The organism is Prosthecomicrobium pneumaticum, assembly GCF_014199915.1.
Classification (GTDB): Bacteria; Pseudomonadota; Alphaproteobacteria; order Rhizobiales; family Kaistiaceae; genus Prosthecomicrobium; species Prosthecomicrobium pneumaticum.
In genome coordinates this window covers 1-12,693 of sequence record NZ_JACHOO010000017.1, presented here as the reverse complement: position 1 = coordinate 12,693, position 12,693 = coordinate 1, and the positions used below count along the sequence as shown (strand labels likewise).

Sequence of the window (12,693 nt, the reverse complement as noted above, 5' to 3'; positions counted from 1 at the left end):
GCCGGCGCTGCGGTCCTGCGCGGGGTTGCAGGGCTTGATGGGTCCCGGGTCTCCGCTTCGCTCCGCCCGGGATGACGGGTCTGCGAGGCGGCCGGGAGCAGGGTTCGGACGGCCCGGCGTCACGATTATGGACCCCGGCACGGAGGCCGGGGTGACGGGTGCTCTGGCGTGGCGGGCCTTCGGCTTCGGCGTATTCACCCCCCACCCCCCACAAGGGGGGAGGGAGGCTGCCGCCCGGACCCGTCCGGTCGCTCTGGGGCCCCTCCTGCCTGCTCTTTCGAACAGCCCCCTCCACCCGTCATGCCGGCGGAACAGCCCCCTCCATCCGTCATGCCGGCCTCCGTGCCGGCATCCATAATCGTGACGGTCGGCGATCCGTGCGCCGTCCTCCCCACCCGGTGCTTCCGGCGAAAGCCGGGGCCCATCAAGCCGGCCGGCGCTGCGGTCCTGCGCGGGGTTGCAGGGCTTGATGGGTCCCGGGTCTCCGCTTCGCTCCGCCCGGGATGACGGGTCTGCGAGGCGGCCGGCGGTGGACGGACGGCCCGGCGTCACGAGTATGGACCCCGGCACGGAGGCCGGGGTGACGGGTGTTCTGGCGTGGCGGGCCTTCGGCTTCGGCGTATTCACCCCCCACCCCGACCCTGCCCCACAAGGGGGAGGGAGGCTGCCGCTCCGGACCCGTCCGGCCGCTCTGGGGTCCTTCCTGCCGGTTCCTCTGAACAGCCCCCTCGACCCGTCATGCCGGCGGAACAGGCCCCTCCACGCGTCATGCCGGCCCCCGTGCCGGCATCCATAATCGTGACGGTCGGCGATCCGTGCGCCGTCCTCCCCACCCGTCACCCCGGCGAAAGCCGGGGCCCATCAAGCCGGCCGGCGCTGCGGTCCTGCGCGGGGTTGCAGGGCTTGATGGGTCCCGGGTCTCCGCTTCGCTCCGCCCGGGATGACGGGTCTGCGAGGCGGCCGGCGGTGGACGGACGGCCCGGCGTCACGATTATGGACCCCGGCACGGAGGCCGGGGTGACGGATGCTCTGGGGGAGGCGAGGGTGCTTTGCACCCGAAGCGGCGTGCCCGTGTCGGCCGTCCTTGCCCTCGAAGAGCCCGGCCCGCGGCCTCAGAACCGCTCCAGCACCGGCTCGACCCAGCGCCAGGCGATGAGCGAGAGCTCGGCGCCGAAGAAGACGATGGCGCCGTTCCAGGCGAGCGCGATCACCGACAGCAGCGCGCCGACCAGAACGGCGAGGCCGTCACGCTCGATCAGTCCGAAGGCGAAGGCGATGACCGCGAGCGCCGGCAGCTGGTTGCCGAGCGGGATCGGCAACAGGATCATCACCGCATGGACGAAGATCGGCAGGGCGAGCACGACATGCGCGCGGCGGCCGGCGAGCATCGGCAGGCGGGGCTTCAGCAGCCATTCGATCCTGCGCAGCCAGGGCGCCACCGCCCCGGCGCCCTTGACCACCACGCCGCGCGGCAGGCCGCGCCGGCGCAGCCACTGCGGCAGGATCAGCCGGTCGGCGCCCACGAGCACCTGCAGCGCCAGGATCGCCATCGCCGTGCCGAAGACGAAGCCGGTCGGCAGGCCCGGGATCGGCAGGAAGGAGGGCAGCGCCATCATCAGCATGGTGAGGCCGAGCCCGGCATTGCCGAGCGCGTCGAAGATCTGGCCGACCGTCGCCGTCTCGTCCGGCAGATGGTCGCCGATCTCCGACAGCAGGGTCGAGGCGGAGGCCGGGCGGTGATAGGTGCCGCCGCGCGGGCGGGGCGGGGCCTCGCCGGGCTCGTCCTCGGGATCGACTCGACTGTCCATCGTGCTGATCGGTTTCCGCTCCGGCCGCGCCTGCCGGGCTTCTTCCCCGTCATTTAAGGCATTTCCTTGAAGAGCGGATGGCGCCTCGTGTGCGCCGTCACACGGTCGGCGGCCCGCCCGGGCGTGCGGCGGAGGCCTCGGCCGCCGCCCTGTCGCGAAAGATGCGGCGGATCACCTTGCCGGACGTGGTGAGCGGCATCTCGTCGACGAAGGCGATCTCGCGCGGATATTCGTGCGCCGAGAGCCGCGCGCGGACATGGCCGCGGATCGCCTGCGCAAGCTCCTCGGAGGGCGCGAAGCCGGGCTTCAGCACGACATAGGCCTTGACGATCTCGGTACGGAGCGGATCGGGCTTGCCGACCGCGGCGGCGAGCGCCACCGCCGGATGGGTGATCAGGCATTCCTCGATCTCGCCCGGTCCGATCCGGTAGCCCGCCGAGGTGATCACGTCGTCGGTGCGGCCGAGGAAGCGGATATAGCCGTCCGCGTCGGCGACGCCCTGATCGCCGGTCAGCATGAAGGGACCGCGGAACTTCGCCGCCGTCGCCGCCGGGGCGTTCCAGTAGCCGAGGAACATCACCGGATCGGGCGCCCGCACCGCGATCTCGCCGGGTGTGCCGGCCGGGACGGGGGTGCCGTCGGCATCGAGGATCACGACCTCGTGGCCGGGCAGCGCCTTGCCGATCGCGCCGGGCCGCGACACGCCGCGCGCCGCCGAGGAGCCGAGCACGTAATTGCATTCGGTCTGGCCGTAGAACTCGTCGACCGGGACGCCGAGCGCCGCCGAGGCCTGCTCGAAGGTCTCGGCGCCGAGCGCCTCGCCCGCCGCGCCCACGGTCCCGAGGGCGAGCGCGAAGCGGCGGGGGGCATCGACGGCGCGCATCATCCGCAGCGCCGTCGGCGGCAGGAAGGCGCGGCTGACGCGGGCCTCGGCCATCAGCCGGAAGGCGCCCTCCGGATCGAAGCGGGCGAACGGGCCGTGGACGACCGGCACGCCGAAGAAGAGCGCCGGCAGGAGCGCATTGAGGAGGCCGCCGGCCCAGGCCCAGTCGGCCGGCGTCCACATCACGTCGCCGGCCGCGCCGATGCCGCGATGGGTGAAGGCAAAGCCCGGCAGATGGCCGGCGAGCACCCGATGGCCGTGCAGCGCGCCCTTGGCGAGGCCGGTGGTGCCGGAGGTGTAGATCATCAGCGCCGGATCGTCCGGCCCGCTCGGCAGAGTGGCCAGCGGCGCGGTGGGCGTGGCGAGGATGCGGCGGAGATCCTCGGCCGCACCGTCGTCGCCGTCGACCGACAGGAACCGGTCGAGCATCGGCAGGCGGCCGAGGATCGGCCGGAGCCTGGCGAGCCCGGCGGCGTCGGTGACGATCGCCTTCGCGCCCGAATCGGCGAGCCGGTGCTCGAGCGCGTCGGCGCCGAACAGCGCGGCGAGCGGCACCGCGATCGCGCCGATGCGATAGACAGCGAGATGGGCGATCACCGTCTCGGGCGACTGCGGCAGCAGGATCGCCACCCGGTCACCCGCCGCGATGCCGCGGGCAAGGAGCGCTTGGCCGAGCCGCTCGGAGCCGGTCTTCAGCGTGGCGAAGGAGGTCGGCGCGAGGCCGCCCTCGGGACGCCAGCCGAGGAGGGCGGGGCGCTGCGGATCGGCGAGCGCATGGCGGTCGCAGCAGACCGAGGCGATGTTGAAGGGCTGCGGAATCCGCCAGCGGAAGGCGGCGCGGAGCGCGGCGTGGTCGAGGCCCTCGGCGCCGTCGAGCAGCATGGCCTAGCGGACGACCGCGCCGCCGAAGGTCACCGTCGTGCTGCCGTCGACCGGCAGCATCGGCCCGGCGCTCGGGCCCTCCTGCCGCCGCTCCGCCGGCTTCGCGAGCACGAGCGACCAGTAGACCTTGTATTTGCTCTTCGGCGAATAGGCGGTCGCGATGCCGAGCCGGGTCACGCCGGCGCGCAGCATGTTCTTGTTGTGCGAGGGCGAATCGCGCCAGCCCGAAAACGCTTCGGCGAGCGTGCGATAGCCGGCGCCGATGTTCTCGACGGCGATCTCGGCGTCATAGCCCGAGCGGGTGATACGGGTCTCGAAGCTGCCGGTGCCGCGGATCGTATGGTCGACCTTGTCGGCCCGCGCCATGGCGTTCGCCTGCTCCTGGGCGAGCGCGTTGAGCGCGGGGTCGACCGTCACCGCGGTGAGGCCCTTGTTCGCCCGGTAGCCGGTGATCATGCTCGCCGCGGCGGCCGGATCGACGGTGACGGACGCGGCGTCGAGCCGCTCGTAGAAGGTCGGCGCGCCGGGGAGCGGCGTGCGCTCGGCGAGGCAGCCGCCGAGCAGCAGGGCGGCCGCGGCGAGCGGCGCTGCGGTGAGAAACGGACGCATCGGCGGGAACCTCAGGCGGTTGGAGCGGACGGGGAGGGGGCGCCGCCCGCGGCCGCACTTTCCCCCGCGGGCGGTTCGGACGCAAGCGGCGGCGGCTCGAGATTGAGCGGCGCGCCGGGGAGGGGAATGCGCGCCTCGCGGAAGCGCTTCAGGATGGCGAAGCGCAGGTCGGAGCGGACGAACAGCCCGTTGGCGATGTCGGCGAGATAGCAGCGCAGCTCGAAATCGAGCGTCGTCTGGCCGAAATTGAGGAACAGCACCTGCGGCTCGGGATAGGCGAGCACGAGCGGATGCCGCTTCGCCACCTCGGCGAGGATGGTGCGGATGCGATCGGCATCGGCGGTGATGGCGACCGAGACCGGCACGATGACACGGCCCGAACGGTCGCGCAGCACCATGTTCTTGACGACGCCGGAGATGAGGTTGGAGTTCGGCACGATCACGGTCGCCCGGTCGAAGGTCTCGATCTCGGTCGCGCGCACATTGATGCGCCGCACCGTGCCCTCCTCGGTGCCGACGACGATCCAGTCGCCGGCGCGGATCGGCCGCTCGGCGAGCAGGATGACGCCGGAGACGAAATTGTTGACGATCGACTGCAGGCCGAAACCGATGCCGACCGAGAGGGCGCCGGCGACGATCGCGATATTGGCGAGATCGACGCCGGCATAGCCGAAGGCGAGGGCGCCCGCGAGGATGATGCCGGCGTAGCGCACGCCCGTGGCGATCGAGTTGCGCAGGCCCGAATCGAGCCGGGTCGTCGGCAGGAAGCGGGTATCGAGCCAGGACTGCACCGCCCGCGTCGCGATGTAGCCGGCGCCGAATACGGCGAGCCCGGTGGCGATGGTGGCGATCGAGATGGTGATCGAGCCGATCGTCACGCCGAAGAAGAGCGCCCGCAGCCAGCTCAGCCAGCCGGAGGATTCGACGCCCCAGGGGGCGCTGACGGCGAGCAGCGCGAGCAGGATCAGAACGAGCCGCACCGCACCGTTGATGACGACGCCGACCTGCGTCACCGAGCGCGGCGCGAAGCCGATCGAGGAGACGAGTCGGCTGCCGACCAGGCCCTCGCGATGGAAGGAGGCGGCGGTGACGTGATCGGCGAGCGCGAGCAGCAGCACGAGCAGGCCGAGCACCATCGCCACCCAGGCGATCTGGGTGGTGAGAAAGACGCCGAGCGCGACATAGCCCATCAGGTCGGCGACGATCGCGACGAGGGCGACGAGGGCCGCGGCCGGCATGCCGAGCCGCCGCATCAGGCCGCCTTCCGGCTCCTCCGCATCGTCCTCGCGCTCCTCGCCGTCGCGCCGGCCGCTTCGCATCACGGCGCGCGCCGTGATCAGCACGAGGATGGCGACGGCGATCGAGATCGCGCCTTCGACGGCGATCAGGAAGGAGAGCGAGGCGAAGGTGAGCCGGGCGAAGCGTTCGACGAGGATCAGCGAGGCCTGCAGGGTGGCGATCGCGACGACGAGCATGAACACCCGCTCGGCCGTTCCGGCCGGCAGCGGCACGAAGCGCCAGCCGGGCCGGTTCGGCGCGAGCAGGGCACGGGCGAGGCCGAAGCCGAGCAGCAGGAAGACGGTGGCGATGGTGAAGGCCCGCAGCATCTGGTCGACGCGGTCGGGCGACAGGCTGAGCGCCTCGAGCGCGCCGGCGCAGATGAAGAGGACGATCAGCGGTACGAAGGTGTTCACCGCGACGATCAGCGCGGCGGCGATGACGCGCCGCCCGGCCGGCGGCTGGATCTCCTCGGGCGGCCGGCGGATCTGGCGCAGCAGCAGGCGGCGGCCGGGCAGGAGAATGAGGATCGCCGTGACGATCAGCACGACGACGAGCGCGATGACGCCCCGGTCGCTCTGGTTGCGGACGAGCCCGAACCAGTCGGTCAGGATGCCGAGGCCGCGGCCGGCGAGCACCGGCACGTCCTTCGCCGCATCGCGCCAGAGGTCGGGGTCGAGCAGGCTGTCGTTCCGCTCCAGCAGGCGCTGCGTGAAGCGCAGCCGGCGCTTCTCGCTGATCAGATTGACCGTGTAGGCGGCGTGGGTGGCGACCGCCTGGGCCTGCCGCTGGCCGCCGGCGAGCTCGGCGAGCGCCTGCTCCGCGCGCTGGCGGTCGGCCTTCAGCGCCGTGCTCTCGAGGGTCCCGTCGCCCTCGGCCGGCTGCAGCTGCTTCAACTGCGCGTCGGCGGCGTCGACCCGCGGTGCGAGCGTCGCGGCGAGCGCCTGGGCCTCCGCGCCGATCGTCTCGGTCTCGTCGCGCAGGTCGGCGAGTTCGCGATCGTCGACGCCGTCCGCCTCGACCCGCGCGTCGATCTGCTGCAGCCGCTTGTTCCAGGCGTCCACGACCTTGCGCGGATCGTCCTGCGCGAGGCCGGGCCAGGCGCAGAAGAGGGCGACGAAGAGGGCGAGCACGAGGCCGAGCGGCTTCGTCAGGAGGAGGCGCTGGCGCAAGGCGGTTTCCGCTTGATCCCGATCAAGGTGGTCCTAGCGCCTAGCTGCCGAAGATGTCGAGATTGGGGGAGGGCGGGCCGGACCGACCGACCGATCGTCTCGTGCCGCCCTGCCCCTTGGTGTTGCGGTGCGGCAACACCATATCGCCGGAGACGGCGTGCCAGAGCCCTGGGCGCCGACCGGACAATCGGCGGCATCGCTTCGGGATGCGGCCGGGATCAGGAGGCGTGAGGATGAATTTCGAGACCTATACGGAACGGGCGCGCGGCTTTCTGCAGTCGGCGCAGACCTCGGCTCTGTCGCGCGGCCACCAGCAGTTCGCGCCGGAGCACATCCTGAAGGTGTTGCTCGACGATCCGGAGGGCCTTGCGGCCGGGCTGATCGAACGGGCGGGCGGCCGTCCGCGCGACGCTCTCGCCGCTGTCGAGCGCGCGCTCGAGGCGCTGCCGCGGGTTTCCGGCGGCGGGGCGGGCCAGCTCTATCTGGCGCCCGCGACCGCCAAGGTGTTCACCGAGGCCGAGGCGCTCGCCAAGAAGGCGGGCGACAGCTTCGTCACGGTCGAACGCCTCCTCCTCGCCCTCGCCATGGAGAAAGAGGCGAAGACCGCCAAGCTGCTCACCGATGCCGGCGTGACGCCGGTGGCGCTCAACCGGGCGATCGAGGACCTGCGCAAGGGCCGCACCGCGGATTCCGCTTCCGCCGAGGGTCAGTACGAGGCCCTGAAGAAATATGCCCGCGACCTCACCCAGGTGGCGCGCGACGGCAAGCTCGACCCGGTGATCGGCCGCGACGACGAGATCCGCCGCACCATCCAGGTGCTGTCGCGGCGCACCAAGAACAATCCCGTGCTGATCGGCGAGCCGGGCGTCGGCAAGACCGCCATCGCGGAAGGCCTGGCGTTGCGGATCGTCAATGGCGACGTGCCGGAGAGCCTGCGCGACAAGCGCCTGCTCGCGCTCGACATGGGCGCGCTGATCGCCGGCGCGAAATATCGCGGCGAGTTCGAGGAGCGGCTGAAGGCCGTGCTCTCCGAGGTGACCTCGGCCGAGGGCGGCATCATCCTGTTCATCGACGAGATGCACACGATCGTCGGCGCCGGCAAGGCGGACGGCGCGATGGACGCCTCGAATCTCCTCAAGCCGGCGCTCGCCCGCGGCGAGCTGCACTGCATCGGCGCGACGACGCTCGACGAATACCGCAAGCATGTCGAGAAGGACGCCGCGCTCGCCCGCCGCTTCCAGCCGATCTTCGTCGGCGAGCCGACCGTCGAGGATACGATCTCGATCCTGCGCGGCATCAAGGAGAAATACGAGCTGCATCACGGCGTGCGGATCGCCGATTCGGCGCTCGTCGCCGCCGCGACCCTGTCGAACCGCTACATCACAGACCGCTTCCTGCCCGACAAGGCGATCGACCTCGTCGACGAGGCGGCGGCGCGGCTGCGCATGCAGGTCGATTCGAAGCCGGAGGCGCTCGACGAGCTCGATCGCCGCGTCATCCAGCTGAAGATCGAGCGCGAGGCGCTGAAGAAGGAGACCGACACCGCCTCGCGCGACCGGCTCGGCCGGCTCGAGAAGGAGCTCGCCGATCTGGAGCAGGAATCGGCAACGCTGACCTCGCGCTGGCAGGCGGACAAGGAAAAGCTCGCCTCGGCGCAGAAGCTGAAGGAGCAGCTCGACCAGGCCCGCTCCGACCTCGAAAAGGCGCAGCGCACCGGCGATCTCGCCCGCGCCGGCGAACTCGCCTATGGCCTCATCCCGCAGCTCGAGCGCCAGTTGAAGGCGGTCGAGGAGGAGCAGAAGGGCGCCGACCTCGAGGAGACCGTGACGCCCGACAGCATCGCGCAGGTGGTGTCGCGCTGGACCGGCATCCCGGTCGACAAGATGCTCGAGGGCGAGCGCGACAAGCTGTTGCGCATGGAGGACGCGCTCGGCGCCCGGGTGGTCGGCCAGCCCGAGGCGGTGCACGCGGTTTCGACCGCGGTGCGGCGCGCCCGCGCCGGGCTGCAGGATCCGAACCGGCCGATCGGCTCGTTCATGTTCCTCGGCCCGACCGGCGTCGGCAAGACCGAGCTCACCAAGGCGGTCGCCGCCTTCCTGTTCGACGACGAGACGGCGATGGTCCGGATCGACATGTCGGAGTTCATGGAGAAGCATTCGGTCGCGCGGCTGATCGGCGCCCCTCCGGGCTATGTCGGCTATGAGGAGGGCGGCTCGCTCACGGAAGCCGTGCGCCGGCGGCCCTATCAGGTCGTGCTGTTCGACGAGATCGAGAAGGCGCACCCGGACGTCTTCAACGTGCTCCTCCAGGTGCTCGACGACGGCAGGCTGACGGATGGTCAGGGGCGGACGGTCGATTTCCGCAACACGCTGATCGTCATGACGTCCAATCTCGGCGCCGAGTTCCTCGCCAATCTGCGCGAGGGCGAGGATGTGGACGCCGTGCGGGAGTCGGTGATGGCGGTGGTGCGCGGTCACTTCCGGCCGGAATTCCTCAACCGCCTCGACGACATCATCCTGTTCCACCGCCTGCAGCGGAAGGAGATGGGCCGGATCGTCGAGATCCAGCTGAAGCGGCTGCAGACCCTGCTCGAGGACCGCAAGATCGTGCTCGATCTCGACGAGAGCGCCCGCGCCTGGCTCGCCGAGAAGGGCTACGACCCGGTCTATGGCGCGCGGCCGCTGAAGCGGGTGATCCAGCGCCACGTGCAGGATCCGCTCGCCGACAAGATCCTCGCCGGCGAGATCGCCGACGGGACGCGCGTGAAGGTCACCGGCGGCACCGACCGGCTGCTCTTCCTGCCGCGCGGCGCGGTCGCCGATCAGGCCGCGTAAGACGCTCCGCCCGCCGGGTCGCTTGACCCGGCGGGCGATGCATGTGAGAACAAATAAGGAACATGATCGGGGAGGACGGCATGGCCCGCGACGGCGCGATCGACTATCTCGAGCTCCACGGGGCGGATCTGCCGGCGATGAAGGCCTTCTACGGCGCCGCCTTCGGCTGGCGCTTCGTCGATTACGGCGCGGATTATGTCGGTCTCGCCGGGGCCGGGCTCGATGGCGGGTTTCAGAGCCAGGAAGCCGCTGCGCCCCTGCCGATCCTCTATGCCGGGGATCTCGAGGCGGCGGTGGCGCGGGTCGAGCGAGCGGGCGGGACGATCCGGCGGCCGATCTTTGCCTTTCCCGGCGGGCGCCGCTTCCATTTTCGCGATCCGGCGGGGAACGAGCTGGCCGTCTGGTCGGACCGGCCGGCGGGGCCGTGAGGCGCGCGGGTTGCCCGTCAGTCGACCGAGGCGACCTTCTGCGACGGCGTATTGCCGATCAGCGCGTCGATGCGGTTGCGCTCGCGTTCGAAATTGGCGAGCAGGTCGCCCTGCAGCACCCGGCCGCGCGGCAGGCGGATGCGCAAGGGGTCGACGGGCTTGCGGTTGACGCGCACCTCGTAGTGCAGATGGGCGCCGGTCGAGAGACCCGTCGAGCCGACATAGCCGATCACCTGGCCCTGGCGCACCTTGGCGCCCGGCACGATGCCCTTGGCGATCGCCGACTGGTGGGCATAGGCCGTCTCGTAGCCATTGGCATGGCGCACCAGGGTGAAGCGGCCATAGCCGGAGCTCCAGCCGGCCTTCTCGACCGTGCCGTTGCCGGCGGCGAGGATCGGCGTGCCGCGCGGGGCGGCCCAGTCGACGCCGGCGTGCAGACGCTTGTAGCCGAGGATCGGATGGCGGCGATAGCCGAAGGTGGAGCGCAGGATGCCGCCGTTCATCGGCTTGCGCATCAGGAACTTCTTCGCGCTCTTGCCTTCCTCGTCGTAGAAATCGGTATAGCCGTCGTCGGGCGTGCGGAAGCGATAGAAGCGTTTCGGAACGCCGCCGACGGTCAGCGCGGCGTAGAGCACCTCGTCCTCGCCCGCCGTCTCTTCGCCGTCGGGGACGGCGTGGAACACTTCGAGCGAATCGCCCGGCCGCGCCCGCTGCTGGAAATCGACATCGTAGGAGAAGATCCGCACCAGCTGGCGGATGACGTCCTGGGGCACGCTTTGCTCGAGCGCGGTCTCGTAGATCGCCTCGTAGAGATTCGGCGCCTGGCCGCCGGCGGGGGCCGCCGGCTCGCTCGTCTCGTCGCCGGCGACGAGCGGGGCGGGCGCTTCGGGCTCGTCGCTCCGCACGAAGCTGCCGTCGTCGCGCCGGGCGACGGTCGCCTGATGGACCCCGCCGCTATAGATCGAGACGCGCATCGGCCGCGCCGCCTCGTCCTCGCTGTCGACCGGCAGGAAGGCGATCCGCACCGTCTCGCCCGCCTCGAGCCGGGCGAGATCGACGAGCTCCGAGAGGGCGGAGAGGATCCGGTCGGTGTCGGCGGCGGTGATGTTCTGGTCGGCGAGCACGTCGTCGAGGCCGCCGCGCCGGTCGAGCGTCACGACATGTTCGTCGAGCGTGCTGCCGGCGGTGTTCTTCGTGACGAAGGAGACGTTCTCCGGAATGATCCGCACGCCGAGGGCGGAGAAGGGGTCACTGGAGGCGTCGTCGAAATTGAAGCGCTCGGCGTCGACATAGGGCAGCGCCGCCATCTCGGTGTTGCCGCCGTCCTCACGGCCCGCCATGCCGCGCACGGTCTCCTCGACCTCGGCGATGTCATAGCTCGCCGTCTGCTCGAGTTCGGCCCCCTCGAAGGGGAAGTCCGAGACCTTGACCGCCACCTCGCCGTCGACATTGGCGACATAGGCACCCGGAGCCTGCTCGGTCTCGCCATCGAGACTGTCACCGCTCGAACCCGCCTCGTCGTCGATCACGGCGAGGTCGTTGGGGTTCGTCTCCTCGGCGGTGCTGTCGTCCGCCGCCTCGGCATTCTCGGCGAAGATCTTGATCGGATCATAGGCGGGCACCTTCGCGGACAGCTCGGTGGTGCGCAGCGCGAGGCTCGCCTCGACTTTCGCAAAGGGCACCAGCTTGACGTGGTCGCGGTCGCCCTGGCGGGAGATGGTGGAGACCTGGATGATCTGCCGGCTCGCCTCGGGCGCCGGCTCGGAGGAGAGCCGGATGCGGTCGCCCTTGCCGTTCGCGAGGGCGAGGTCGCTGTCGGTGCTGCGGGTTTGAGCCTCCGGTACCGAGGCGAGCTCGTGGCGGCCGTCGAGTGCGGCGGTCAGCGCGCCGCCCATCAGAATGGTGGAAGTGAGGCCGGTCAGAACGGTGCCGGTCAGCCAGCGCCAGCTGACCGAGCGGCGGACGACGGTCTCGGCGGGCGTGTCGCCGATGACGAGCGGCGGCTCGCGGCCCAGCTCGATCGTCGCCGGATCCGACGACCGGACCGGATGTCCTCCACGCGTCAGTGCCCTCACGGTCCCGTCGTCTCCGTCTTCCGGCTCGCCGCGCCGGTTGTCGCCTGCTTTTCGTCGAGAAAGGTCCGCGGACCTTGCCGCGCGGACCCCGTGGAGTCAACGGAAGCCGGGGGCCGCGGCCACCGTCCGTCGCTGCAAGAGGTCGCCCCAAACCGTGTCATCAATGTGGCCCGCCGGCCGTCCCGGGCGGGGCGGGGCCATCGCGCGGGGCGATGAGCGCCCGACGGGTCGGGCAGGGAGCAGAGATCGACGCGCGCGCGCGGATGAGCCTCGACATCCGGTGCGTGGCGAAGTTGAGCCCCCATTGCGGCAGAGATCGACGCGCGCGCCGAGGAGCCTCGACCGCCATCAACCCCAGCGAGGCGGTCGAGAGAGACCGACGCGCGTAGGCGCGCGGACGGGCTGGCGATCGGGAATCGTGCGGGACGATCCGGCGGAATGCGGGAGCGTGCGGGCAACGGACGGGCGGCTCCTGCGTCGGCGCTCCCGGTGTCCGCACGGCCGGCATGGCCGAAGCGCCGGCGCGGGCCGGCGCGGCCCGGGGGGAGGGGGCCGGGACATTCCAAGGGACCCCGAGACGGGAAACCGGCGGCGGTGAGGAGCGGTGGAACGCGTCGAAGGCGCCATCTTCGCCCTCCAAGCCGCGGATTGCCTTGATTTTGCGCATGTCCGCCGTATGTTTATCCACAGCCGGCGAAATTTGTTCCGGTTGTCGTGACGGATT

7 protein-coding genes are annotated in these 12,693 nt (G+C 71.1%); 2 read left to right on the top strand and 5 right to left on the bottom strand.

Features of this window, described 5'->3' with window-relative positions; genetic code table 11:
* Positions 1 to 1,112: 1,112 nt before the first annotated feature.
* The 4 genes from GGQ63_RS21625 to GGQ63_RS21610 all read right to left on the bottom strand — a co-directional run bounded on the left by GGQ63_RS21625 (position 1,113) and on the right by GGQ63_RS21610 (position 6,632).
* Positions 1,113 to 1,808 carry an exopolysaccharide biosynthesis protein gene (locus GGQ63_RS21625; protein WP_183858706.1) on the bottom strand — a complete coding sequence of 232 codons (696 nt, stop codon included), beginning with the start codon at positions 1,806 to 1,808 and terminating at the stop codon, positions 1,113 to 1,115.
* A 97-nt stretch (positions 1,809 to 1,905) separates the two neighbouring features.
* Entirely contained in the window at positions 1,906 to 3,573 is a 1,668-nt protein-coding gene (locus GGQ63_RS21620) for an AMP-binding protein (RefSeq protein ID WP_183858705.1), read from the bottom strand.
* A 3-nt stretch (positions 3,574 to 3,576) separates the two neighbouring features.
* Positions 3,577 to 4,182 carry a CAP domain-containing protein gene (locus GGQ63_RS21615; RefSeq protein ID WP_183858704.1) on the bottom strand — a complete coding sequence of 202 codons (606 nt, stop codon included), beginning with the start codon at positions 4,180 to 4,182 and terminating at the stop codon, positions 3,577 to 3,579.
* A gap of 11 nt (positions 4,183 to 4,193) precedes the next feature.
* Positions 4,194 to 6,632, bottom strand: a complete 2,439-nt coding sequence (locus GGQ63_RS21610; RefSeq protein ID WP_183858703.1) for a DUF3772 domain-containing protein — start codon at positions 6,630 to 6,632, stop codon at positions 4,194 to 4,196.
* A 233-nt stretch (positions 6,633 to 6,865) separates the two neighbouring features.
* Here GGQ63_RS21610 and clpB point away from each other — a divergent pair, with 233 nt between their 5' ends.
* Together clpB and GGQ63_RS21600 are read left to right on the top strand one after the other, a co-directional pair.
* The gene (gene clpB / locus GGQ63_RS21605) at positions 6,866 to 9,466 is read left to right on the top strand and encodes an ATP-dependent chaperone ClpB (RefSeq protein ID WP_183858702.1); all 2,601 of its coding nucleotides are present in this window, start codon (positions 6,866 to 6,868) and stop codon (positions 9,464 to 9,466) included.
* Between the two features lie 80 nt (positions 9,467 to 9,546).
* Positions 9,547 to 9,894, top strand: a complete 348-nt coding sequence (locus tag GGQ63_RS21600; RefSeq protein ID WP_183858701.1) for a VOC family protein — start codon at positions 9,547 to 9,549, stop codon at positions 9,892 to 9,894.
* A gap of 17 nt (positions 9,895 to 9,911) precedes the next feature.
* On the opposite strand, the gene GGQ63_RS21595 is transcribed toward GGQ63_RS21600, so the two are convergent.
* Positions 9,912 to 11,969 (bottom strand): peptidoglycan DD-metalloendopeptidase family protein, encoded by a 2,058-nt coding sequence (locus tag GGQ63_RS21595; protein WP_210308623.1) that lies wholly within the window; start codon positions 11,967 to 11,969, stop codon positions 9,912 to 9,914.
* Positions 11,970 to 12,693: the final 724 nt, after the last annotated feature.